This window comes from Chryseobacterium sp. DZ-32, from assembly GCF_059587025.1.
On sequence record NZ_JCAIOM010000001.1, the window covers coordinates 287508 to 312035 of the forward strand.

Annotated in this window: 20 protein-coding genes; 15 read left to right on the forward strand and 5 right to left on the reverse strand. The window is 35.5% G+C overall.

The window, feature by feature from the left end; genetic code table 11:
- Positions 1–111 precede the first annotated feature (111 nt).
- The 5 genes from AC59HC_RS01355 to AC59HC_RS01375 all read left to right on the forward strand — a co-directional run bounded on the left by AC59HC_RS01355 (position 112) and on the right by AC59HC_RS01375 (position 8090).
- Positions 112–2559 carry a bifunctional UDP-N-acetylmuramoyl-tripeptide:D-alanyl-D-alanine ligase/alanine racemase gene (locus tag AC59HC_RS01355; protein ID WP_496557860.1) on the forward strand — a complete coding sequence of 816 codons (2448 nt, stop codon included), beginning with the start codon at positions 112–114 and terminating at the stop codon, positions 2557–2559.
- A 2-nt stretch (positions 2560–2561) separates the two neighbouring features.
- The gene (locus AC59HC_RS01360) at positions 2562–4721 is read left to right on the forward strand and encodes a patatin-like phospholipase family protein (protein ID WP_496557861.1); all 2160 of its coding nucleotides are present in this window, start codon (positions 2562–2564) and stop codon (positions 4719–4721) included.
- Between the two features lie 4 nt (positions 4722–4725).
- Positions 4726–5145: an rRNA maturation RNase YbeY gene (gene ybeY, locus AC59HC_RS01365; protein ID WP_034694045.1), complete on the forward strand. Its 420-nt coding sequence runs from the start codon at positions 4726–4728 to the stop codon at positions 5143–5145.
- Positions 5146–5292: 147 nt separating this feature from the next.
- A complete protein-coding gene (gene mnmG, locus AC59HC_RS01370) occupies positions 5293–7155 on the forward strand; it encodes a tRNA uridine-5-carboxymethylaminomethyl(34) synthesis enzyme MnmG (protein ID WP_062672818.1) in 1863 nt (620 codons plus the stop codon).
- A gap of 113 nt (positions 7156–7268) precedes the next feature.
- Positions 7269–8090: a class I SAM-dependent methyltransferase gene (locus AC59HC_RS01375; RefSeq protein WP_496557862.1), complete on the forward strand. Its 822-nt coding sequence runs from the start codon at positions 7269–7271 to the stop codon at positions 8088–8090.
- Positions 8091–9434: 1344 nt separating this feature from the next.
- Here the strand turns inward: AC59HC_RS01375 and AC59HC_RS01380 are convergent.
- On the reverse strand, positions 9435–10625 hold the full coding sequence (locus AC59HC_RS01380; RefSeq protein WP_496557863.1) for a phosphoglycerate kinase: 1191 nt from the start codon (positions 10623–10625) through the stop codon (positions 9435–9437).
- 643 nt (positions 10626–11268) lie between these two features.
- On the opposite strand from AC59HC_RS01380, the gene rpiB reads away from it, so the two are divergent.
- The 7 genes from rpiB to tsaB all read left to right on the forward strand — a co-directional run bounded on the left by rpiB (position 11269) and on the right by tsaB (position 18077).
- Complete coding sequence (rpiB, locus tag AC59HC_RS01385; RefSeq protein WP_202842160.1) at positions 11269–11703, forward strand: ribose 5-phosphate isomerase B; 435 nt, start codon at positions 11269–11271, stop codon at positions 11701–11703.
- Between the two features lie 340 nt (positions 11704–12043).
- Positions 12044–14197, forward strand: coding sequence for a ribonuclease R (rnr, locus tag AC59HC_RS01390; protein ID WP_110008954.1), 2154 nt, complete (start codon positions 12044–12046; stop codon positions 14195–14197).
- A gap of 256 nt (positions 14198–14453) precedes the next feature.
- Positions 14454–15140, forward strand: a complete 687-nt coding sequence (locus tag AC59HC_RS01395) for a LysE family translocator (RefSeq protein ID WP_202842164.1) — start codon at positions 14454–14456, stop codon at positions 15138–15140.
- Entirely contained in the window at positions 15137–16066 is a 930-nt protein-coding gene (locus AC59HC_RS01400) for a S66 peptidase family protein (RefSeq protein ID WP_496557864.1), read from the forward strand. Before AC59HC_RS01395 ends, AC59HC_RS01400 begins: the two co-directional genes overlap by 4 nt.
- A 42-nt stretch (positions 16067–16108) precedes the next feature.
- Positions 16109–16480 (forward strand): YraN family protein, encoded by a 372-nt coding sequence (locus tag AC59HC_RS01405; protein WP_202842168.1) that lies wholly within the window; start codon positions 16109–16111, stop codon positions 16478–16480.
- A gap of 82 nt (positions 16481–16562) precedes the next feature.
- Positions 16563–17312, forward strand: a complete 750-nt coding sequence (locus AC59HC_RS01410; protein ID WP_496557865.1) for an SDR family NAD(P)-dependent oxidoreductase — start codon at positions 16563–16565, stop codon at positions 17310–17312.
- 84 nt (positions 17313–17396) lie between these two features.
- On the forward strand, positions 17397–18077 hold the full coding sequence (gene tsaB / locus AC59HC_RS01415) for a tRNA (adenosine(37)-N6)-threonylcarbamoyltransferase complex dimerization subunit type 1 TsaB (protein WP_202842172.1): 681 nt from the start codon (positions 17397–17399) through the stop codon (positions 18075–18077).
- 17 nt (positions 18078–18094) lie between these two features.
- Here the strand turns inward: tsaB and porW are convergent, their stop codons facing one another.
- The 4 genes from porW to AC59HC_RS01435 all read right to left on the reverse strand — a co-directional run bounded on the left by porW (position 18095) and on the right by AC59HC_RS01435 (position 22628).
- A complete protein-coding gene (gene porW, locus AC59HC_RS01420) occupies positions 18095–20650 on the reverse strand; it encodes a type IX secretion system periplasmic lipoprotein PorW/SprE (RefSeq protein ID WP_343643423.1) in 2556 nt (851 codons plus the stop codon).
- 148 nt (positions 20651–20798) lie between these two features.
- Positions 20799–21362: a Maf family protein gene (locus AC59HC_RS01425; protein ID WP_496557866.1), complete on the reverse strand. Its 564-nt coding sequence runs from the start codon at positions 21360–21362 to the stop codon at positions 20799–20801.
- An 8-nt stretch (positions 21363–21370) separates the two neighbouring features.
- The gene (locus tag AC59HC_RS01430) at positions 21371–21889 is read right to left on the reverse strand and encodes a KdsC family phosphatase (protein ID WP_202842178.1); all 519 of its coding nucleotides are present in this window, start codon (positions 21887–21889) and stop codon (positions 21371–21373) included.
- Entirely contained in the window at positions 21879–22628 is a 750-nt protein-coding gene (locus AC59HC_RS01435; protein WP_343642676.1) for a Rossmann-like and DUF2520 domain-containing protein, read from the reverse strand. Before AC59HC_RS01435 ends, AC59HC_RS01430 begins: the two co-directional genes overlap by 11 nt.
- A 181-nt stretch (positions 22629–22809) precedes the next feature.
- Between AC59HC_RS01435 and AC59HC_RS01440 the strand changes: the two genes are divergently transcribed.
- The 3 genes from AC59HC_RS01440 to AC59HC_RS01450 are packed head-to-tail and all read left to right on the forward strand — an operon-like array spanning position 22810 to position 24439.
- Positions 22810–23361 carry an RNA polymerase sigma factor gene (locus AC59HC_RS01440; protein WP_110008945.1) on the forward strand — a complete coding sequence of 184 codons (552 nt, stop codon included), beginning with the start codon at positions 22810–22812 and terminating at the stop codon, positions 23359–23361.
- Positions 23362–23377: 16 nt separating this feature from the next.
- Positions 23378–23920: a hypothetical protein gene (locus tag AC59HC_RS01445; RefSeq protein WP_216443603.1), complete on the forward strand. Its 543-nt coding sequence runs from the start codon at positions 23378–23380 to the stop codon at positions 23918–23920.
- Between the two features lie 6 nt (positions 23921–23926).
- Positions 23927–24439 carry a hypothetical protein gene (locus AC59HC_RS01450; protein ID WP_137904559.1) on the forward strand — a complete coding sequence of 171 codons (513 nt, stop codon included), beginning with the start codon at positions 23927–23929 and terminating at the stop codon, positions 24437–24439.
- Positions 24440–24528: the final 89 nt, after the last annotated feature.

The following is a 24528-nucleotide window of genomic DNA, read 5'->3' on the forward strand; positions in this document are numbered from 1 at the left end:
AAGCTACACTGTAAAATATTTAAAAAGGAAAAACCGGATGATGTCATAAATCTTAGCCCTTTTACTATTTTACCTTTTTGCCGTTTCGCTAAAAAAGCAGAAAGGGTACCAATGAATTATACAGTACAACACATTGCAGAGATCACCAATTCACAGTTCATTGGTGACGGAAGTTTATTGATCAAAAATATAGCATACGACAGCAGGATTATTTATTCTATCAAGAATACAGCTTTCATTGCGATCAATACTCACAAAAATTCCGGTGAAAAATTTATTGAGTCTGCAATGGACAAGGGAATCAATGTCATTATTTCTGAACATCATTATCCGGCGTTTGAAAATATAACCTGGATCATTGTTGAAAATTCTGTAGAGTTTCTTCAAAAGTTAGCAAAGTATCATTTTGAACATTCTCATTTACAATCCATCGGGATTACGGGAAGTAATGGTAAAACTATATTAAAAGAATGGCTCTATCAATGTCTGTGGAATGAATTTCCTACAGTGAAAAGCCCTAAGAGTTTTAATTCCCAGATCGGCCTTCCGCTGTCTCTTCTTCAAATCAACAATTCTCATCAACTGGGAATTTTTGAAGTGGGAATTTCAAAACCGCATGAAATGGAAAAACTTGAAAATATTTTCCACCCTCAGATCGGACTGCTCACGCATATCGGAACTGCTCACGCGGCCAACTTTTCTTCCGAGGAAGAATTGATTAATGAAAAAATTATTCTTTTCAAAAATTCTGAAGTGATCATTTATAATGGAGATAATTTTTTGGTTGATCAAAAAATTAAAAAATCCTATTCTGATAAAAAATTAATTTCTTACGGTTTTAAAAAAGAGAATCAGGTTTTCATCAAAAACAATATTTCCAAAGATGAAAACATCATTGTTGAATATTTGGGTGAAGAAATCAGTTTTCCTGCGCATCAGAGAGACGAAGCTACATTAACCAATGCTATGGCGCTTATCTCCGTGCTTAAGGAACTGAATATCGAAAATAAAAAGATCGTTGAAAAAATCAACCTTTTAAAAGCCGTTGAAATGAGGCTTGAAGCCATTGAAGGAATTAAAGGCAATATTATCATCAATGATTCTTTTAATCTTGACCTCGACTCTTTGAAGACTGCCCTGCAGTTTTTGAATGAATACAACAAATCTAAAAAATCACTGGTCTTAACAGATATTGTAGGAGTAAACTCCAACGCCAAAGAATTATATGAAGAAGTTTCTGAACTGGTGAATGAGCAAAATTTTGACTCTGTCTTCTTAATTGGTGATGAAATATCAAACTTGAGTGAATTATTTAAAACTAAAACATATACTTTTATTGATACTAAAGAGCTCATTGAAAGCAAACATCTTACTGAAATAGAAAATCAGATTATTCTGCTCAAAGGAGCCAGAAAATTTGAGATCGAAAAACTGAAAGATATTCTTGAACTCAGAAAGCATGATACGGTATTGGAAGTAAACCTTAATGCAATTCTTCACAATATCAACTATCATAAATCATTGCTGAAACCGGGAACTAAAATGATGGCAATGGTGAAAGCCAACGCTTACGGGCTGGGAAGCTTTGAAGTATCAGAATTTCTTCAGCATCATCATATAGATTATCTTGGGGTAGCCTATGCAGATGAAGGTGTAGAGCTCAGAAAAAAAGGAATCACTACTCCTATTATTGTGATGAATCCCGAACAGCACAGTTATCAGACAATTATTGAATACAACCTTGAACCTGAAATCTACAGTTTCAGAGTTTTGGAATTATTCTATGAAGCGGTTCAGAAATCCGGATATGATAAGAAGTATCCAATCCATATCAAGTTGGAAACGGGAATGCACCGTCTTGGTTTTAAAGACTTTGAGCTGGATCAATTAAACGAAACTTTAAGCCATAAAAATGTAAAGGTTCAAAGTATGTTCAGTCATCTATCTTCTTCTGATATGCCTGAAGAAAAAGAATTCACTTTAAAACAACTGGAGGTTTTCGAAAAAAATTCCAGCTATCTTATTGAAAAATTAGGCTACACTCCTATACGCCACATCCTGAATTCAGCAGGAATCACAAGCTATAAAGATCATCAGCATGACATGGTAAGAATTGGTATCGGAATGCTTGGAGAATCTGCAGATCCTGAAATTCAGAAACAATTACGATCTGTGGTAAGCTTTAAAACCGTAATTTCACAGATATCAACCGTTGAAAATGGTGAATCTGTAGGCTACAGCAGAAGATATAAAGCAGATCATCCTACAAGAATTGCAACGATTCCTGTAGGATATGCAGACGGAATTCCAAGATTGATCGGAAATCAGGTAGGAAATGTAGGTGTAAATAAAACTCTTGCACCTATCGTCGGAAATATCTGCATGGATATGATGATGATTAATGTAGACCATATTCCCAACGTAAAAGAAGGTGATACCGTAACTGTTTTCAACGCCAAACCAAGCTTAAAAGAATTCGCAGGATACTGCAAAACGATAACCTATGAAGTATTAACCTCCATTTCCCCGCGGGTGAAACGGATTTATATAAAAGATTAACTATGAGAAAACTCCTGATTCTGCTTTTCATATTCCCACTGTTATTGATCCATTCTCAGGTAAAAAAAAATCTGGTAATTCCGAAGAATCCAAAAATAGGCCTGTCTCTGGCCGGTGGCGGAGCCAAAGGATTTTCACATGTTGGAGTTCTTAAAGTGCTGGATTCATTGGGAGTGAAAGTGGATTACATTTCCGGAACGAGTATGGGAGCCATCGTAGGCGGATTGTACGCCGCAGGCTATTCCGGAAAAGAAATAGAAAAAATAGTCATGGATACGGATTTCTATTCTCTGATTATGGATCCGAAGTCCCGGCAGGAAGCAAGCTTTTTCAACAAATCCGTAGACAAATATCTTTTATCCATTCCGCTTAAAAACGGAAAAATTACACTTCCCTCTTCCATCAGCACCGGCCAGAGAAACGTTTATCTTCTGAAAGAACTTTTCAAAAACGTTTCCAATATTGAAGACTTTTCTAAAATGCCTATCCCATTCCTATGTGTTGCCACCAATCTTGAAAGCGGAAATATGCAGATTTTTGAAAAAGGAGATCTCGTACAGTCTATTATGGCAAGTTCTGCGTTTCCTTCTTTAATGGATCCCGTAAAAATTGGTGACAGCATTTATATAGACGGAGCAATGACGGTAAACTATCCGTCAAAGCCTCTAAAGGACAAAGGAATTGACATCGTCATTGGTGTGGACCTTAATCAGGATCTTTCTAAAAGAGAAGATTTAAACAATATTATAGCCATTCTGAACCAGGTCATAGATTTCGGTATCAAAAGAGATACCCGAAGACAATACAGATATACAGATATCAATATTAAACCCAATCTGAAAGGAATGTCTGCTACAAGCTACGATGATAAAAAGAAAATTCTGGACAGTGGATATGTGGAAGGTATGAAATATTCCCAGGTATTAGACCAACTGCCAAAGAGATCATTTGACCGTCTCAGACAACAGGTGAACCCTATATATTCCAATGTTTATAAAATAGACAGTATTTCTATTGAAGGAAGTAAAATTTACGGAAAAAACTACACATTAGGGAAAATGGGATTACGCCTTCCCTCTTTGCAGACCTACGGAAGTATTAATAAAATGATTGATAAACTGGTTGCCACCAACAACTACAAATTTATCAATTATGATATCGTTCAGGAGAATGACGCCAACTACCTGAAGCTTTACGTGACTGAAGATGATGCCCGTCATTTTTTAAAATTCGGATTGCATTATGACGAAGTTTTTAAAACGGGGCTTCTTTTGAATTATTCTGCCAAAAGACTTTTATTCAAAAATTCAAACCTTTCGGTGGATCTCATTGTAGGAGACCGCCTCAGATATTACCTTAATTATTTTGTAGATAACGGATACATTCCGGGAGTTGGTCTCTATTCTTCAGGAATGAGCTTTGATATAAAGAATGTAGATAATTATGTAGTAGACCGCTGGGAATGGATCAGAAATGAAGCTTATATACAGTCTACCTGGAAGGATAAATTTGCCATTGGCGGCGGTATCAGCCACGATTATTTTAAAGCAGAAAACAGCAATGGAGATAACAGGCGATACAGCCGTTTTCTGAACCCTTATGTTTTTATTAAGACCGACACTCAGGATGATAAGGAATTCCCTACAAAAGGGGTTTATTTTGCAGCAGAAGGAAAGGTTGTAGATCTTTTAAAGTCTGAAGTTGATAAAAGAATTATTCAGATCAAAGCAGACCTTAAACTTAATATTCCACTTAGCAAACAATTCAGTTATCGCCTCAATCTGTTTGGAGGGATTACTATCGGTGAAAACCTTCCAGGCTATTATCAGTACAGATTAGGTGGAATTTTTGAGCAGAATCTCATCAATTTTAAAAGTTTTGGAGGATTCTATTTCGCCCAGCTTTATACAAACAATGTAATACTGGCATCCAATGATGTTCAGTTTAAGTTTAATAAAAACTATTTTATCAGCGGAAACTTTACCTTTGCCAACTTATCAAACGATATCAAGTTTGAGGATGCAGTTAAAGTAAATTATAGCTCACTGGGAATTACAGCTGGTTACAAATCTCCTTTCGGGCAGATAAAAGTAAACTTCAGCCACTCTCTAAAAAATAACCAAAAAGGTATATTCAGTGTTATTTTAGGACACTGGTTTTAAAAAAATGATACAGTTCTTTTACGAAAACTTACCAGAGTCGGTAAGTACAGATTACAAAAAATGGCTGGAAGATCTTATTCTTTCAGAAGGAAAAAAATTAGGAGAAATCAATTACATTTTCTGTGATGACGAATATCTTCTTAAGATCAATCAGGATTATTTGCAGCATGATTATTATACAGATATCATCACTTTTGATTATGTAAAAGGTAAGACAATAAGCGCTGAGATTTTCGTATCTTTGCAGCGCATTTCTGATAACGCCTCTACTCTTTCCCGAGATTATGAAGAAGAATTAAGAAGGGTTCTAGCCCACGGTATTTTACATCTTGCAGGCTACAAAGACAAGACGGAAGAGGAAGAAAAAGAGATGCGGAGAATGGAAGATCTGTACCTGGATAAATACAGGGATTTAAAGTTTTAAAATTGAAGAATCACTTAAAGTCCCATATCTAAAGTACTCTATTCTAGCAACAATATGAGTTTACCTAGAGTGCATTCTCCAAAAATGTTTCACGTGAAACATTGGTTATAAAGATAAGGTTTAAAGCTTAAAACGAGCGAGATAAAAATGATTTCAGAAATATATGATGTAATAGTAGTAGGTGCAGGACACGCAGGTTGTGAGGCAGCAGCAGCAGCAGCTAACCTGGGTTCAAAAACACTGCTTATTACAATGAATATGCAGACCATCGGACAGATGAGTTGCAACCCGGCAATGGGCGGAATCGCAAAAGGACAGATCGTAAGAGAAATTGATGCAATGGGAGGATATTCCGGAATTGTGGCAGATAAATCTGCCATCCAATTCAAGATGCTTAATCTTTCAAAAGGTCCTGCGATGTGGTCTCCGAGAACCCAAAATGACAGAATGCTTTTTGCCGAAGAATGGCGCTTAGCATTAGAGAATACTCCCAATCTTGATTTCTTTCAGGATATGGTGAAACAACTGATTGTTGAAAATAATAAAGTAGCCGGAGTAGTTACTTCTTTAGGAATTGAGATTAAAGCAAAATCTGTAGTTCTTACAAACGGAACTTTTCTTAACGGATTAATCCACGTTGGAGATAAACAATTAGGAGGAGGAAGAATGGGTGAACCGAGAGCTTTTGGAATTACAGAACAACTGGTCACTTTAGGTTTCGAGGCAGGAAGAATGAAAACCGGTACTCCACCAAGAGTAGACGGAAGAAGTTTGGATTATTCAAAAATGGAAGAACAGAAAGGAGATGAAAATCCTCAAAAGTTCAGTTATCTTGACACTCCGAAACTAACAAAACAACTAAGCTGTCATATCGTATATACCAACGAAACGGTACACGATATTTTAAGAGAAGGTTTCGACAGAAGTCCAATGTTCAATGGAACGATTCAAAGCTTAGGTCCTAGATACTGTCCAAGTATTGAAGATAAAATTAACCGTTTTGCAGAAAGAAACAGACACCAACTTTTCGTAGAACCGGAAGGATGGAAAACAGTAGAGATCTATGTCAACGGTTTCAGTTCTTCTCTTCCAGAGGATGTACAGATCAAAGCAATGAAACATATACCAGGATTCGAAAATGTAAAAGTTTTCCGTCCGGGTTACGCTATTGAATATGATTACTTCCCTCCTACCCAATTGAAACATACGCTGGAAACTAAATTAATAGATAATTTATATTTCGCAGGACAGATCAATGGAACAACCGGATACGAAGAAGCAGCCGGCCAGGGATTAATTGCCGGAATCAATGCACATAATAAAGTACATGAAAAGGGAGATTTTATCCTAAACAGAGATGAAGCTTATATTGGAGTATTGATTGATGACCTAATTACAAAGGGAACTGAAGAACCTTACAGAATGTTTACTTCCCGTGCAGAATACAGACTTCTTTTAAGACAGGATAATGCTGACATCAGATTAACAGAGAAAGCATATCAGCTAGGACTGGCAAAAGAAGACAGATTAAGACGCGTTGAAACAAAAATATCTGAAAGTCAATCACTTGAAGATTTCCTTCGAGAAACTTCTTTAAAACCAGGTATTATTAACCCTGTCCTGGAATCTATCGAAAGCAGCCCTGTTGATCAGGCGTACAGAGCAGCACAAATCCTTACCAGACCTAATATGACGTTAGAAAAACTGGATGAAATTGATTTTATTAAAGAAGTTTCTACCCAATATAATGATGAAGTAAGAGAGCAGGCAGAGATCAATATTAAGTATAAAGGATATATTGAGAAAGAAAAAGAAAACGTTGCAAAGCTGAATCGTCTGGAAAATATTAAAATTCCTGAAGATTTCGATTATACAAAGCTTTCCAGTCTTTCTGCAGAAGCAAAACAGAAGATGTCTAATGTACGTCCGAAGACTATTGCACAAGCTGGAAGAATAAGCGGAGTTTCCCCTGCTGATATTAATGTTTTATTGGTTTACCTAGGGCGTTAAAAAAATGTTTCACGTGAAACATTAGAAAATAAAAACAAAAATTAAGGTATTTATAAGCGTAAAACACTTCTGAATATCTTAATTTTTTTATCATATAAAAGATATTTACTTCAATGAAAATAAAAGATCATTTTCTTTCACAGGAAATATTTGAAATTAAAGAAACAGAAACTAAAGGAGTTTTTAAAACTACTCCTATTCCATCCAATATTTCCAGATATTATGAAAGTGAAGATTATATTTCTCACCACCAGGATTCCGGAAGTTTAAAAGAGAAACTTTATAAATTTCTTCAGTCTTTTAATCTGCAGTATAAAAAAAATATACTGGTAGACAGAATAAAAAAAGGATCAAAAGTTTTGGACTATGGATGCGGCGCAGGAGAATTTGTAAAATATATTGAAAATGATTTTGAAACCTATGGATTTGAACCGGATTCTGATGCCAGAAAAGCAGCACAGGGAAAAATAACCAAGGCTTTTATTTTAGATGATATTAACAAAATTGAGGAAAATACCTTAGATGCTATTACACTATGGCATGTATTTGAGCACATCGAGAATCAGGACGAAATGCTTGCTGTTTTTCATCAAAAATTAAAAGAAAAAGGAATACTTGTTATTGCAGTTCCCAACCCTACTTCCTATGATGCAAAACATTATAAAGAATATTGGGCCGCTTATGATGTTCCAAGACATATCTATCATTTTTCAAAGAACGGTATGGAAAACCTGATTTCCAAAAATCCTGACTGGAAAATGAGAAAGATCAAACCTTTGGTTCTTGATTCATATTATATCTCTATGTTGAGCGAAAAATACAAAAAATCACCCTTATTTTGGCTAAAAGCAGTGATCTTTGGAACAATTTCCAACGTAAAGGCATTATTTTCGAACGAATTTTCAAGTTTGATATACATTATCGAAAAAAGATAGAAAATCGATTTTTGCCCTATTTATGAAGGTCAATTTTCAGCAATTTTAAACTTAAAAACAAAAAACTCAGGATTTTTTCTTCTGAGTTTTATTTTTTTATATCTATTCAATCAATAATTTCTTTACCAACTTTAAATGCAATTTTTTAATCTGATTATCTTTATTAAAATTAACAGACCTATCCCCTACTCTATTTTTAAAATATTCAAAGAACAATCCAAAATCAATCTAAAGTTGAAAATCATGTCAGAATATTATACAATCTTTCTACGGCCATTAAAAGAGAAAAAAATATAAAAAAACAAATTATGAAAATAAAATTCCCAAAAAACAATAGTATTTCCTGCTAAAAATAAATCAGCATATAAATTCCCGAAAAAAAAACAGAAAATCGATTTTAAAGGCATTTATGAAGGTCAATTTTTCAGTATCTCAGACAAAAATAAAAACCACCAGTCAGACAAGACATTTTTTAAATTGATTCAAAAGATGCAGGAAATGAAAATAAGAACTGCCCTACCCTACACATCAAGAATAATGACAAAATATAAAAGTATCAGAAAACAATAAAGCGAGTTTGTAAAATTTTATCAGAAATTAATTCTTAAAAAAATTTCAATGCTAAAAGTATTTCAAAAAACTACCTAATTTTTTCTTACTATAAATAACATAAGAAAATCTGGTAATTGGTTCATTTTACAATACTTAAGAAATAATCAAAGCTAAACCAAACCATTTAAAAAATAAAATAAATAAGCTTATTTATTGAAATTCAACAAAATACAGAGCATTCACACTTATATGAAATAAATTAGATGCAAAATAGTATTTTAAAATAACTATCAGAATCTTCTAAGCAAGAAAGAAAAAGTAAATCTACCCTATTTCAAAAATAAAAGCTATAAGTTCAGTCATTAGGTTACCTACACCTATGAAAAAACTACCTGAAAAATAAATATCAAAATAAAAAACGATCGAAACTGCTTTTAAAATAGAGATCTTCAACCATGCAAAATTTACCAGAAAATTGATAAATAAAATTCAATAATCTATCTACTATTTCAAAATTACAAAGCAAAAAAATGAGCCAATGATCTCCAAAAATTCTGTTTAAAAAATAGAAAAAACACTAAAATTACGGAGATATAAAGGAAGATTCTGATAAGAAAAAATACTTTAAAAGCTTAAGCAGTTGAAAGAGAATTCAACTTAATCACATATAACTATAAGTTATATCTAAAATACAATGGAAATACCGATCGATAAAGGATTTTCTGTATATTCCGGAAATAAAAAAAGCCTGCTAATATAATTAGCAGGCTTTACAATATCTTGCCTTTTCTATTAATTATTGATTGCTGCTACCCCTGGTAACTCAAGTCCTTCAAGACTTTCAAGCATTGCTCCACCTCCGGTAGAAACATAGCTTACCTGATCAGCATATCCGAATTGCTTAACAAAAGCAACACTGTCACCTCCTCCAACTAAAGAGAAAGCACCAAGTCTTGTTGCTTCAGCAATACTCTCTCCTAAAGCAACTGTACCACCAGCAAAATTTGACATTTCAAAAACCCCGATAGGCCCGTTCCAAAGAATAGTCCTTGAATTCAACAATACATCATTAAACTGATCTCTCGATTTGTGACCCGCATCAAGTCCCATCCATCCTTCAGGGATTGCATAGATATCAGCTTCTTTTCTCTCCACATCATTACTAAAGCTTTCAGCAATGATAGCATCAGAAGGAAGATATACTTTTACTTTATGCTCTTTAGCTTTTCCTAAAATCTCAAGTGCCAAAGGAAGCTTATCTTCTTCTACAAGAGAATTACCAATTTTTCCTCCAAGTGCCTTAATAAAAGTAAATGCCATACCTCCACCAATGATCAGATTATCTACTGCAGGAAGAATATTTTCTATAATGGTAATTTTAGTTGAAACCTTAGAACCTCCTAAAATAGCTGTAACAGGTCTTTCCCCACTTTTCAATACTTTATCGATAGCCTGAAGCTCTTTAGCCATTAGAAAACCGAAATATTTAGTTGATGGAAAATACTGAGCGATTACTGCTGTGGAAGCATGAGCTCTGTGCGCTGTACCAAATGCATCATTTACATAAGCATCTCCTAACTTTGCAAGTTTCTCCGCAAATGCAGCATCCCCTTTTTCTTCTTCATTATGAAAACGTACATTTTCCAATAATAAGATTTCCCCAGGTTTTAAATCGGCAGCTGCCTGCTCTGCTTTCTCTCCGATACATTCATCCACAAACTTTACTTCCTGTCCTAAAACAGAAGAAACTTCGCCTACAATATGTTTAAGGGAAAATTCATCTTTAACCTCTCCCTTAGGTCTTCCAAGGTGTGTAATTAAGATGACAGAACCACCATCATTAAGGATCTTCTCCACTGTAGGTTTCACAGCAACAATTCTTGTATTGTCTGTCACTTTCAGTTGATCATCCTGCGGAACATTGAAATCCACTCTTACCAGAGCCTTCTTATCTTTAAAATTAAGATCATTGATTGTTTTCATAAATAGATTTATTTTTTGCTAAGCCTTATGAGACCGTCCTGCAGAAATCCGTTTTAGCTTTTGGTAAAATCTCGCAAGAACAATTTCATAAATCTCATTGAATTTTTGTTTCACAAATGTAAGGTTTTAAACTTTTTCAACAGTTTGATTAAAATAAAAGTTTTCAAAAACTTTCCCCGAACCCAATCACCCATTAATCAACAATTTTTTCTCTTTTTAAAAAAAAAATAATGTAGTTGTTGTTGAGTGTTGTGAATTTCGGGGATAAGTTTTATGATAATAATTGATAACATTCAACTTGTATCCAATTCATATTTAACTCACAATATAAATTCCTGTAAACCAGCTATTTCAAACACTTATTAACAAATGTTGATAACTTTGAAATGAAGCCATTATTAGTTATTTTATTATGGAAAAATCTGGGGATAGCTGAAGAAAACATCTGGAAAGTTGTGGTAAAAATCTTCGGAAAGAATTTCTATTACGAAATAAATTGATCTTTAAAAATAGAAAGTTGAGAAAAGTTTTCCACAGTTATTCACATACCTTTTCACAATTAACTCAGGGTTTACTAACACGAATTGTTATTATTCTTACCTTTGTAAGGAAATAGAATCTAATAAAGCTTAATAAGAGTATTATGAAAAGAAAAATTGCGATCGCAGCAGACCATGCCGGCTATGAATATAAGGAGATTGTTAAGAACTACCTTTCAGAAAGGTTTGAAGTTCAGGATTTTGGAACGTTTTCCACAAACAGTGTGGATTATCCGGACTTTGTACACCCTGCCGCAACCTCTGTGGAAAACGGAGAAAATGAGCTGGGAATCCTGATCTGTGGAAGCGGAAACGGAGTTCAGATCACTGCGAACAAACACCAGAAAATAAGATGTGCTTTGTGCTGGATGCCGGAGATTGCAACACTGGCAAGACAGCATAATGATGCCAATATGATTTCACTGCCGGCAAGATTTATAGCTAAAGAACTGGCGCTGGAAATTGTAGATCAATTTCTTTCAACAGACTTCGAAGGTGGAAGACACCAGAACAGAGTTGACAAAATTGCATTTTGCTAAATAAATAAAATAAGGCTTGTAAATCACTTTGCAAGCCTTATTTATTTTTTATTCGTACATTTGCAGTGTCCGATAGAAATTTATACTCTATTTTTCTCCAAAGCCTTTCTTATATTTGAAATATATTAATAGAAGGTTTTTCTCTTTTCTTCTCCAGAATTGTATTAAATTTATACAAAACTAAAGCTCCCGTTGTAAGTAAACTGAAAGATAATTTCTGATGATTTACGGAAAGATTCTAATGATGAAATTGAATGACCTTATACAAAGGAACGAATAAGGAAGATTTAGAAAAAGGTTTTATTTGAGATAAGACCAAAACAATTAAAAGAAAATTAAAATGCCAAAAAAAAGAAAATATATAAGTCATAAAAATGATTTAAAAATGATGGAGATCGGAAGAATGATCCTCCGTTTTATGAATGCAAATTCATCCAAAATTTATAATTATAAGCAGATCGCTGACGGAATAGATTACAAAAATCCAAGACAAAGAGAACTTGTGATCCAGGCACTGCATAAACTTCAGGGATCTGAGAAGATTAAAGAAGTGGAAAAAGGAAAGTATATCGTGAACCTGAAAATCGCAGGAACGCTTACCGGAACTATTGATTTCAACCAAAGTGGAAATGCTTATGTAAGTGTGGAAGGATTGGAAGATGATGTCTTCGTTCATTCCAAAAATGTGAAGGATGCGCTGCAGGGAGATAAGGTTCTTATTATAACTTATCATTATAAAGGAAAGAAGCTGGAAGGCTCTGTCCTGGAAGTTTTGGAGCGTACCAGAACAGAATTTGTAGGAACATTTCAGAAGGTTACCCACAAGGAATTTGGATTTGTGGTTTGTGATAAAAAAACAATCAACACAGATATCTTTATTCCGAAAGGAAAGTTCAACAATGCTGAAGATGGTGATAAGGTCATTGTAAAAATGACAGAATGGAGGCCGGGTGACAAAAATCCGGAAGGAGAAATCATTCAGGTGCTGGGTGCTCCGGGAGAACATGAAACAGAAATCCACTCTATTCTTGCAGAATATGGTCTTCCTTATGAGTTTCCACCGGAAGTAGAAGCAGACGCAGATAAAATCGACAGAAGCATCACAGATGAAGAAGTTGCAAAACGCTGGGATATGCGTGATATCTGTACTTTTACGATTGATCCTAAGGATGCGAAGGATTTTGATGATGCTTTATCTATAAGAAAGCTTGAAAACGGAAACTGGGAAATCGGGGTTCATATTGCAGACGTATCCCATTATGTAGTTCCGGGAACTATTCTGGATGATGAAGCTTATCAGAGAGCCACTTCGGTATATCTTGTTGACAGGGTTGTGCCGATGCTGCCGGAAGTATTGAGTAATGATGTCTGTTCACTTCGTCCCCATGAAGATAAATATACTTTTTCTGCAGTTTTTGAACTGAATGATAATGCTGAAATTCAAAAGCAGTGGTTCGGAAGAACGGTTATTCATTCAGACAGAAGATTTACTTATGAGGAAGCGCAGGAGCGTATCGAAACCGGACAGGGAGATCTGGCTGAAGAGATCAATACACTTGATAAGCTGGCCAAAATAATGCGTCATGAACGTGTGAGAAAAGGAGCCATTACTTTTGACAGAAGTGAAGTAAGATTCAATCTTGATGAAAATAATGAGCCGGTTGGGGTTTACTTTAAAATCAGTAAAGATTCCAATCACCTGATCGAAGAATTCATGCTTTTAGCCAATAAAAAAGTATCAGAATTTGTATCCCTTTCAAGAAAAGGTGAGATCACCAATAATACATTTATTTACAGGGTACACGATGATCCGGATCCTGCAAAACTGGAATCGTTGAGAGACTTCGTTGCTACTTTCGGATATAAAATGGATTTGGCCAATACCAAAAAAGTGGCTGCGTCTTTGAATAAACTTCTTCATGATGTAAAAGGAAAAGGGGAAGAAAATATGATTGAAACCCTTGCGATGAGAAGTATGAGCAAAGCGGTGTATTCTACAGAACCAATCGGTCACTATGGTTTAGGTTTTGAGTATTACAGTCACTTCACCTCTCCTATCCGTCGTTATCCCGATTTGCTGGCACACCGTCTTCTTCAGCATTATCTGGATGGCGGAAAATCTCCAAACAGAGGTGAGCTTGAAGAAAAAGCAAAACACTGCAGTGCTATGGAAAGATTGGCAGCAGATGCGGAAAGAGATTCCATCAAGTACATGCAGGTGAAATTCATGGAAAAACATCTGGGAGAAACATTCAGAGGAGTGATTTCCGGAGTGGCAGAATTTGGTTTCTGGGTTGAAATTCCTGAGAATGGTGCTGAAGGTTTGATCAAATTAAGAGACCTTGTGGATGATTCCTATATGTATGATGCGAAAACCCATGCTGTATACGGAATAAGACATGGAAATAAATACCAGCTTGGAGATGAAGTTCAGATTAAGGTGGTGAAAGCAAATCTGATTCAGAAGCAGCTTGACTTCCAGATTGTGAAGTAAAGAATTAAGTATTAAAGAAGACTGTTGATAAAATTATAAAGGCTGATGTGTTACCAAACCGTCAGCCTTTTATTTTCTAAATGTAAAAAGTATGAAAATGTACTCTCCTCTACTCTCCTATTTCTTAATAAAAAAATTACATTAAACTCTTATTAAAATCCACTTGATATATCACAACTTTATTGAATAATTAAATCATAAAGTCTAACTTTGTATTAAACGAAATGAATTTTTATTCATTTTAAAACACTACTTAATGCTAGAACTTGTACTATCTGCCGTCATATTAGGATTTATGCTAAGCCTGGTTTTCATAGGACCTATTTTTTTCCTGCTTATTGAAACCAGCTTTTCCAGAGGCCCCAGACATGCCTTGTCACTGGATCTTGGCGTTATTACAGCAGATTTATTATGCATTGTAGCAGCCTATTATGCCAGTACAGATATTGTAACGTTAATAGATAAACATCCGGGATTCTACAGGATCACTTCTATTCTTATTTTTGTTTACGGGATTGTAATGCTGGTAACCAAAACCAAAATGCATATGCCCGGCGAAGAAAGGATTATTGGACAGAATTATATTAAGACATTTTTCAATGGTTTTTTCTTTAACCTTCTCAATGTGGGAGTCATTCTTTTCTGGCTGGTAACGGTAATTTCCGTAAGGAATCAATATCCGGACACCAGCAGTTTTGTTTTATACATCAGCATAGTTCTGGCCACTTACCTTTCTATAGATCTTGCCAAGATATTTCTTGCCAAGCAGTTTCATGATAAATTAACACAAAAACTGGCCAACCAGATCAGAAGAGTTGTTGGCTGTATTCTCATTATCTTCAGTTTCTTTATTTTCCTGCAGAGTTTCAAAAAATTCAATCAGTTTGAAAGACAACTGGAGGAAGCAGAAAAGAAAGAAGTAAAATATCAAAAAGCAAAATGAAAAAAATGATCTTTCCAAAGTCTCTTAAAAAAGGAGACAAAATAGCTGTTATTTCCCCTGCAGGAGCTGTAGATGCCACTCAACTGGAAAAGGGAATAGAAATGATTAAGAGCAGAGGTTTTGAACCCGTTCTCGGAGAACATCTCTACACTAAATTTTCAAACGGATATAATTATGCCGGAACAGAAAAGGAAAGAGCAAAAGATATCAACTGGGCTTTTAACGATAAGGAAATAAAAGCTGTATGGGCTTCAAGAGGAGGCTATGGTTGCCAGCATCTTATTCAGCATCTGAAGCTGAAAAATTTCTCAGAAAACCCGAAATGGTATATTGGATATTCTGATAATACAGTTATCCAAAGTTATCTGATGAAAAAAGGTTTTGTTTCCATCCATGGACAAACCATCAAAACATCCAGCTTTGGAGTTACCGGAGAAAGTTATGATCTTATTTTCGATATCCTGAAAGGGGAAAAGCCAAAATACAGCCTTAAATCTCACCCATTCAATAAAAAGGGGAATATTCAGGGAGAACTGGTCGGAGGGAATTTAGCCCTTATCTATGCCCTTCTTGGAACCAAATATTCATTTGACTTTAAAGACAAGATTCTGTTTATTGAAGATATCGGGGAAAACTTCTATGCACTGGACCGTATGATCATGAGTCTGGAGCTGGCAGGTGTTTTCAATAAAATCAAAGGATTGATTGTTGGTGGAATGACCAATATGGGTGATGAAAAGGAAAATCAAAGCTATGATGAAAGTTTTGATGAGTTCGTTTATAAACTGATCTCAGACAGAATTTCAAAATATAAATTTCCCGTAGTGTTTGCTTTCCCGAATGGACATATTAAGGACAACAGACCCCTTTTAATTGGTGCCAACGTGAAAATGAAAGTGGATGCTAATGTAAAAATAGATTTTTAAGGCACTACTACTCTCCCATCTCCAGACTCTTAACTATACACTATGGCTCATCACAATGATTTTGGAAAAATAGCAGAGAATCTCGCTGCTGATTATCTTCAGAAAAATGGCTATAAAATTAAGGCCAGAAACTTTCGTTTTAAGCAAAACGAAATTGATATCATTGCTGAAAAAGATAATCTGATTATTATCGTGGAAGTGAAAGCAAGATCCACCGATGCGTTCATCCTTCCTCAGGAAGCTGTAACCAAAACAAAGATAAAATCTATTGTTTCTGCAGCTAATCATTATCTGGAGGAATGTAATAACGATCAGGAAGCCAGGTTTGACATTATTTCTGTTCTTCCCGATGAAAACAAAAATTTAGTAATTGACCATATCAAAGATGCTTTTCAGTCTTTTGATGCGAATTAATAAATCAATACAACAATGTTTGAATGTAACAGAATCATGACATTGATAGAGGAGTGCATTCGGACATTTAACAACCAATTTTATGAAGACAATATTAATCACCGGTGCAACTTCCGGTATAGGTAAAGCCACTGCAGAGCTTCTTGCAAAGCAAGGAAACAGAATTATTATTTGTGGAAGGAGAAGTGAGGTGCTGGAGTCTGTAAAAACAGAACTTTCTCAATACGCCGAAATATTTAGTTTAATATATGATGTAAGAAATCTTGAAGAAGTGGAAGCAGCCATTAATTCTCTTCCTGAGAACTGGAAAGATATTGATGTTCTGATTAATAATGCCGGCAATGCTCATGGGTTAGATCCTCTCTCTGCTGGTAAGACGGACGACTGGGATTCTATGATTGACGGAAATGTGAAGGGATTACTGTATGTTTCCAAAATGATCATTCCAACTATGAAAACTAAAAATTTAGGTCATATTGTAAATATCAGTTCTGTAGCAGCAAGACAAACCTATGTGAATGGAGTAGTGTACTGTGCAACGAAGAAAGCAGTAGACGTTATTTCGGAAGGGATGAGATTGGAGCTTACGGAATTTGGAATCAAAGTAACCAACATCCAGCCGGGCGCTGTAGAAACAGATTTCTCTCTGGTAAGATTCAAGGGAGATAGTGAAAAAGCTTCAACGGTTTATGAAGGTTATGATGCTCTGAAGGCGGAAGATATTGCTGATGCTATTGCTTACTGTGTGAACGCACCGAAACACGTTACCATTTCAGATATGACCATCTATCCAAGTGCTCAGGCTGAACCAAGAACGATTTATAGAAAATAGTCCAAAATAATGGAGTAAATTTGTAGAATATTATAAAGCGATTTTGCTTTTCGCGATTTTGCTGTTTAGCTTTAAAACAAAAAAATGAAAATTCTATATCTGGAAACATCATCGAAAAACTGTTCAGTAGCCATATCAGATAATGAGAAGTTATTGTGCCTTTGTGAAGAAGTTTCTGAAAACTATAAACAGTCTGAAAGTCTTCACACTTATGTAGAGTGGGCATTGGAAGGAGCGGGGATAGCGCTTAAAGATATCGAAGCCGTTTCTTTAGGAAAAGGTCCCGGATCTTATACCGGCCTAAGAATCGGAGCAGCCTCAGCTAAAGGGTTTTGTTATGGACTCAGGGTGCCTCTGGTAGCAGTGAATTCTCTTGAAAGCATGATAGAGCCTTTTTTAGGCGATAACTATGACTTCGTTATCCCTTTGATCGATGCAAGGAGAATGGAGGTTTATACGGCCGTTTATGACGGTAAAACAGGGGAGGAGTTATCCAATACCGAAGCCAAGATTCTGGATGAAACATCTTTTAAAGAATTTAAAGATAAAAAAGTTCTGTTTATAGGGGATGGCGCTAAAAAAGCAAAAGAGATCGTAAATCTTCCGGATGCAGTTTTTAATGAAAACGTTTATCCGTCTTCCCAATATCTGATCAGAAAAACGCTGGAGAAAATAGAAAATAAAGAATTTGAAGATATGGCTTATTTTGAGCCTTTCTATCTGAAGGACTTCCACGGAGTAAAGAAAAAGAAAAGCGAAGAATAAATCTTCGCTTTTTTATTTTATTGAGGTCTTGGCGGGATCTTGGAACCCGATTTTGTTTCGTTTGGCTGTTTAGGACTTTGCTGTGGAGCAGTATTCGTATTAATGTTCTGCATCGTATCCAGCTTCTGTACTTTTCCACTATTCATTTGTGGAACTCCCGTATTTTGGGTGTTAGGTTGTACAGGTGCTCCTGACGGTTGTTGAGGAATATTATTTCCTTTGTTGTCCGTTGCCTGGAAGCTGAGGTCACTTTTCAGATAATTCAGCATTTCTTTAGCTCTTATTCCTTCAGGTGTTTTGGAATAATTCAGGGCAATCTGTTCCAGCTGGAGAATCATAACTTCTTTTCCACTTGATTTTCCTGCATTGAACGCATTTAATAAATACAGCTTAGGAACCAGAGCATCTTTCGGAAACTTCTGAATCGTCTGATCTATAATATCTTTACTTTCCACAAATTTTTCTGATTCAAATAGCGCATATGCCTTCTTATATTCGTTTTCAACTTCTTCAGTTGATTTTACAAATGATTTATTTTTAGGATTTCTGGCAAATTCAGCGTAAGAAGTATAAGGATAATCAGCTAAGAGAATTTGTTTTGCTCTTTCAGAAGCCTGTGGATTTTTCTCATAATTCATGGCAAAAATCTCATACAATGCCTGTAACATCACTTTTTCTTCCGGTTTTACATCTACAAGATCATAAAGCGTTTTCGTAGCCAGTGGAGTATTGGTAAAATAATTCTGATACATAATTCCCAGACCTAGTGAAGCAGTGTCTCTGTCCTTTTTTAACTGAGATAATTTCCCCTGATCCGTAGGAATCTGTTCAATATAGTACGCAGGCTCAAAACGTCTTGGATTAGGCGCAGAAGTTACTCCCAACGCTTCATTTTTCATATCCTCAATAGAGGCCATTTTCTTGGAAGAACGCCAGTTATCGGCCAGGGCACGGTCTCCCCAGATCTGCTTAAATGAAGAGGTTCCTTTGCTTACCGTTCCTGAATTGCTGAAATAAAAACCTTTTGTAGTGACTCCAAAGTCTTCAAAAGAATTGCCGCTATTGGCAAAAATAGAATTGGCACTGTAATCTCCGGTATCAAAACCTTTACTTCTTTCTGCACGTCTTCTTTCCTGCTCCTCTTTCTCTTCTTTAATCTTTAATTTGGCAATATATTTTGTGAAATAATCTGTTTTCTGACTGTCATTCATCTTTGCCAGCGTAAGGATACTGTCATTCTTTTTGATCAGATAGTAGTTTTTGGAAATCTTTTTAATGTATTCAGACTGGTCTTTTAACAGTATTTTTGAAGGTTCATAAGTCATTACAGCAAGTGCAGAATCATAATAACTTCCGGCTCCGATATAATCATTCTTATCAAGATAGCTTTTTCCTATTTCATAATAAGCCAATCCACGGATCTGAGGATCAGAAACCTTTTCAAACAGTGATTTTCTGAAGAATTGCTGCGCTTCATCCTTTTTGCCTGCTTTATTGGCCATTAATCCTAAAGCGTAGTAAAATTCGTTCTTTCTGGAGCCATACATTCCCTTTTTACTGATTCCTTCCAGGTAATTTTTTGCTCCTGCATAATCACCTTTGCCGTTAAAAGTTTTGGCGATGGCAACCTGAGATTTTACTTCAAATTCGAAATCACTGGCATATTTATACGCTGCAGCATAGCTTTCTCTTGCTTTATCATTCTGATTCAGATTTTCCAGCACCTGACCTCTCAGATAAGCGATTCTGCTTTTCAGTTTTCTGTTTGTATTGAGCTCAAAAGCATTGTCAAGTTCCTTGGCAGCTTCTTCTTTCTTACCGGCATCAAGAAGAGATTCGGAATAGTAAATGCTCAGCAGTTTTGCATAACTTTTACTGATATCTTCACTTTTCAGTTTGGCAAATGTTTCATGCGCTCTGTGATAATCTTTGATTTGATCATAAGCAAGCCCCTGATAGATTCTTGCAAGTGCAATTCTCTTATCATCTTTCATACGGGTGAAGACATAATTGAGAGCATCCAGGGCCTCCAGAGATTTACCACGGTAAATTCTTGCCTGCGCAAGGATCATGTAGGCATCAAAAATCTGCTTGTTTTTCTCTTCACCATTTCTGGTTACAGAATATTTATTAATTGCTTTTAAAGCTTTAGCTTCTGCAATTTCCAGAGTAGTGGCTCCTTTATTCTCTTCTCCGTCAGGTCTTGAAGGACCGTTTCCCTGAGGTCCGCCGGGAATATTCGGAATTCCTGAATTGCCTCTTCCTGAAGGTCTGTTGGCTACTTCAGCCATCTTCATCGAATTTTCGGCAAAAGCCTCAGTCTGTCCAAGATCACTTCCTAAAGGCTGTTCTTCATAAGTCAGAATAGGAATGTAGGGAGCATAAAAGTTGTCCTTATGCCCTTTGTCTCTGGTGGTAAACTCACTGTTTAATGCATCTTTTGCATTAAATAATGTGTTATAATATGTGGAAAATCCTTTCAATACTCTTGATCGCTGCTCCGGCTTTTTGGTTTTGGTAGCACAGGAAGCAACAAGACATATGACTAAAAGGAATAATATATTCTTTTTCATTATTCAATATAACTCGCTAATCTGCTTTTTATTATCAGCAGTTTGATGATTTTGTAAAAATAATAAAATTTTATAATGAATAATATTTATATTTCTGGTAGAAATATTTTATTTCTTCTTTAATGGGAGTTTCGAACCTGATAATCTTTTAAATCAGAGAAGATTCTTTCAGTATTTTATAAACAAGATGGGTAGGGAGCCCCATAATGGTATAATAACTTCCGGTAAGACTTGTGATCTTTGCCATTCCCAGCCATTCCTGAACACCATAGCTTCCGGCTTTGTCGAAAGGCTTATAGTTCTGAATATAATAGTTTATTTCATCATCCGAAAGCTTGTCCAGAGTAACATCAGCCACATCGGTTTCAGTGATCGATTTTCCGGTGGTTTTGATGGTAATTCCCGTATACACCTGATGCGTTCTTCCTGAAAGGTTTTGAAGCATTTTAAAGGCATCCGCTTCATCTTTAGGTTTACCAAGGATCTGATTGTCGATAGCAACTACCGTATCGGCAGTCAGAAGTACTTCATCTTCCTCCAGACTTCTGAAAGCATCTGCTTTTAAGTCAGAAAGATAAGCGGCCGCTTCCTGTATTTTGATATTTTCCGGAATAATTTCTTCACAGTCTATTTTTACGACTTCAAATTCAAAGCCTAAACTCGAAAGAAGTTCTTTTCTTCTTGGGGATTGTGATGCTAAAAGTAATTTCATACAGATACTTATACAGATTGAGTATTATCGTCATGCCAGTTCCCCTGAACTTTCATTACCTGTTCAATGACATCACGAACCGCACCGGTTCCACCTTTTTTCGGGGAAATATAATCGGAAATTCCTTTTACTTCAGGAACCGCATTTTCAGGACATGCCGCAATAGCTGAATTTTCCATAATATGAATATCCGGAAGATCATCACCCATGGTTAGTATTTCTTCGTTCTTAAGATTGTATTTCTTCTTAAAGTCTTCAAAATCAATCATTTTGTTGTGGGACTTAGGGTAGTAGTCCTGAATACCCAGATAATTGATTCTGTGCTTTACCATTTCATCATTTCCTCCCGTAATAACCCCAATTAAATAATTGTTTTTTAAAGCTTTTACTACTGCATAACCGTCCAGGACATTCATTACCCTGCACATATTTCCTCCGGGAAGCAGATATACGCTTCCGTCTGTGAAAACTCCGTCAACATCAAATACAAATGCCTTAATATCTTTTAATTTCTCTTTATAGCTCATACATTTCCTGAATAGAATGATTCATTGTTTTATAAATTTCAAGACTTTCGTCTTTTAATAATTGTTCATGCAGCTGTAAAATTCTTACATCATTTCTTACTGCGGGGCCTGTTTGTGCCATTTTAGGTTCAATTTCATGAATTTTCTGAACCGTTTCATCAATCAGCGGCAAGAAATAATCAAACGGAATTTCCTGAGAATCTGAAATTTCTTTAGCCCTTGAAAAAAGGTGATTCACAAAATTGCAGGCAAAAACAGCTGTCAGGTGAATATATTTTCTTTTCTCGTAGCTGCTTTTCATCACCCTTTCTGAAATTTTTGAAGCAAGATCGAACAATATTTTTTGATCTTTTTCATTTTCCGCCTCTATAAAAAACGGAATTTTTTCATAGTCAAGTTCCTTGGATTTTGAAAAAGTCTGTAAAGGGTAGAAGCTGGATTTTCTATACTCACCAGCCAGAACTTCTTTGGGAAGAGATCCTGAGGTATGGGCCACCAGACAATCTTTTTTTGTAATAATTTTTGAGACTTCTTCAACAGAATGATCGCTTACACAGATGATATAAAGATCTGCTTCTCCCAGATGATCCGTAGAGTAAGGAATATTTAATTCTTCAGAGATTTTACTTAATTCTTTTTCGTTCCTCCCAAATAGCTGCGCCACAGGAATGCTTTTCAACGTGAAAGCTTTTGCCATATGATAGGCAACATTTCCGGAACCGATGATTACAATTTGCATATAACAAATATAAGATTTTAAGCTGAGCCGGGAAAGGAAGATCACTTCAGAAATCAGGGACTGTAATCTAGGCACGTTTATTGCGTAAGTGTCTCATATTATTTTTAATATTTAAAATGAAAATTGAATTTTTAATTTAACTTTCAGCTATTTTTGTAATCCAAAACAATGAAGGCATCTTATGAAGATTAAGGACGCGGAAATTATTTCGTTGATGCAAAATCCACGAACCCAGGATAAAGGGGTTCGTGCCTTGATGGATGCCTATCAAAGCAGATTGTACTGGCACATACGAAGAATTATTGTGGACGGAGATCTTGCACAGGATACTTTGCAGGAAACTTTTATTAAAGCATATCAGAATTTTCATCAGTTTAAAAATGATAGCCAGTTGTATACCTGGTTGTACAGAATCGCTACCAACGAAGCACTACAACAGGTCAACAAAATGAAAAAAATGCAGAAAACGGATGAGGATCCGGAGTATCATATGCAGAATCTCGTCGCAGATAATACAGAAGGAGATGCTGAGGAAATACAGATTTTACTGCAGAATGCTATACAGAGCCTGCCCGAAAAGCAGAAACTGGTATTTATGATGAGGTATTATGATGATTTGCCCTACGAAGAAATATCAAAAATTGTGGATATGTCGGTAGGCACTTTGAAAACAAATTATCATTATGCCAAACAGAAAATAGAAGAGTATATTAAAGAAAATTACGAAAAATAATTTTTGACCACCAAAGATGAAAGAGTTCGACATAGAAAAATTAGAGCGTAAAAACATTTACACAGTTCCTGATAATTTGTTTCAAAATATTCAGGAGAACGTTATGAATGATATAAAGGCAAGTAAAAAAGCACCTGTCTTTAAGCTGAACTGGATGTATGCAGCAGCTGCATCACTGGCTTTGATTTTTGGAGCAACTTATGTTTTTAATTCAGATAATGATTCCCCTGAACAGATACTGAACTCTAAAACAGCTTATGCTGCCAATGACGGAGCGCCGAAAACAGAAAGCGAGCTGGCTTATGAAACTTTAAAATCTGATTTAACTTCTGTTGAAAATAATGATCAAACAGTTGACAATCAAAAAAATAACAATGTCTACGCTTCTAAAAGTGTAAACGAAACCAAAAAAACTGCAGAGACCCCTGAACCGGTGAAAACTGTAAAGAAAAAAGAAGAAACACGAATGAATGAATATCTGGACTCGTTTTCTAATTCTGAAATTGCAGAGTTAGCAAGTAATTCGACTCAGGACGTTTATTTGGATATTTATAATTAAAAGAAAATGAAAAAGATATTATTGACGTTTTTGATTATTTATGGCTTTGGATTGAATGCCCAAAGAACGGATTATGATTGGAAAAAGATGGATCCTAAACAAAGGAAAGAAGTCATCAATAATCTTTCTCCGGAAGAGAGAAAAGAACTCCTGAAGAAATTCAGGGACAATATGATCATGGATAATCTTAATGTTGATCCGGATGATAAAGCCGAATTTACACAATTATATAACGAATATCTGGATAGCCAGAGGCAGATAAAAAGTCAGTTTAATTCGAACTTTGATCCTGAATCCTTAACGGATGACGAGGCTAAAGCAAAATTGCAGCAAAGTTTTGAATTGGGACAGAAGTTATTGGATAACAGAAAGAAATACGCAGATAAAATGCAGCAGGTAATTCCCTGCCAGAAAGTTTTGAAGCTGTTTCAATCCGAGAAAATGATGAAGGATAAAATGGACGAAAGAAGACCTCACGGAAACCATAACAATGCTTCGGGACCTAAACAGAACCCATAATAGTTTATTTTTTTAATGTTGGACGGCTCTTACAGATATTTCTGTGAGAGCCGTTTAATTTTGTTGTAAATTCCTATTTTTGCCGAAAA

Excerpts from the sequence above, each read along its gene's own strand:
- AC59HC_RS01355 (WP_496557860.1), top strand. The coding sequence starts at position 112 with ATGAATTATACAGTACAACACATTGCAGAGATCACCAATTCACAGTTC.
- AC59HC_RS01360 (WP_496557861.1), top strand. The coding sequence starts at position 2,562 with ATGAGAAAACTCCTGATTCTGCTTTTCATATTCCCACTGTTATTGATC.
- ybeY (WP_034694045.1), top strand. The coding sequence starts at position 4,726 with ATGATACAGTTCTTTTACGAAAACTTACCAGAGTCGGTAAGTACAGAT.
- mnmG (WP_062672818.1), top strand. The coding sequence starts at position 5,293 with ATGATTTCAGAAATATATGATGTAATAGTAGTAGGTGCAGGACACGCA.
- AC59HC_RS01375 (WP_496557862.1), top strand. The coding sequence starts at position 7,269 with ATGAAAATAAAAGATCATTTTCTTTCACAGGAAATATTTGAAATTAAA.
- AC59HC_RS01380 (WP_496557863.1), bottom strand. The coding sequence starts at position 10,625 with ATGAAAACAATCAATGATCTTAATTTTAAAGATAAGAAGGCTCTGGTA.
- rpiB (WP_202842160.1), top strand. The coding sequence starts at position 11,269 with ATGAAAAGAAAAATTGCGATCGCAGCAGACCATGCCGGCTATGAATAT.
- rnr (WP_110008954.1), top strand. The coding sequence starts at position 12,044 with ATGCCAAAAAAAAGAAAATATATAAGTCATAAAAATGATTTAAAAATG.
- AC59HC_RS01395 (WP_202842164.1), top strand. The coding sequence starts at position 14,454 with ATGCTAGAACTTGTACTATCTGCCGTCATATTAGGATTTATGCTAAGC.
- AC59HC_RS01400 (WP_496557864.1), top strand. The coding sequence starts at position 15,137 with ATGAAAAAAATGATCTTTCCAAAGTCTCTTAAAAAAGGAGACAAAATA.
- AC59HC_RS01405 (WP_202842168.1), top strand. The coding sequence starts at position 16,109 with ATGGCTCATCACAATGATTTTGGAAAAATAGCAGAGAATCTCGCTGCT.
- AC59HC_RS01410 (WP_496557865.1), top strand. The coding sequence starts at position 16,563 with ATGAAGACAATATTAATCACCGGTGCAACTTCCGGTATAGGTAAAGCC.
- tsaB (WP_202842172.1), top strand. The coding sequence starts at position 17,397 with ATGAAAATTCTATATCTGGAAACATCATCGAAAAACTGTTCAGTAGCC.
- porW (WP_343643423.1), bottom strand. The coding sequence starts at position 20,650 with ATGAAAAAGAATATATTATTCCTTTTAGTCATATGTCTTGTTGCTTCC.
- AC59HC_RS01425 (WP_496557866.1), bottom strand. The coding sequence starts at position 21,362 with ATGAAATTACTTTTAGCATCACAATCCCCAAGAAGAAAAGAACTTCTT.
- AC59HC_RS01430 (WP_202842178.1), bottom strand. The coding sequence starts at position 21,889 with ATGAGCTATAAAGAGAAATTAAAAGATATTAAGGCATTTGTATTTGAT.
- AC59HC_RS01435 (WP_343642676.1), bottom strand. The coding sequence starts at position 22,628 with ATGCAAATTGTAATCATCGGTTCCGGAAATGTTGCCTATCATATGGCA.
- AC59HC_RS01440 (WP_110008945.1), top strand. The coding sequence starts at position 22,810 with ATGAAGATTAAGGACGCGGAAATTATTTCGTTGATGCAAAATCCACGA.
- AC59HC_RS01445 (WP_216443603.1), top strand. The coding sequence starts at position 23,378 with ATGAAAGAGTTCGACATAGAAAAATTAGAGCGTAAAAACATTTACACA.
- AC59HC_RS01450 (WP_137904559.1), top strand. The coding sequence starts at position 23,927 with ATGAAAAAGATATTATTGACGTTTTTGATTATTTATGGCTTTGGATTG.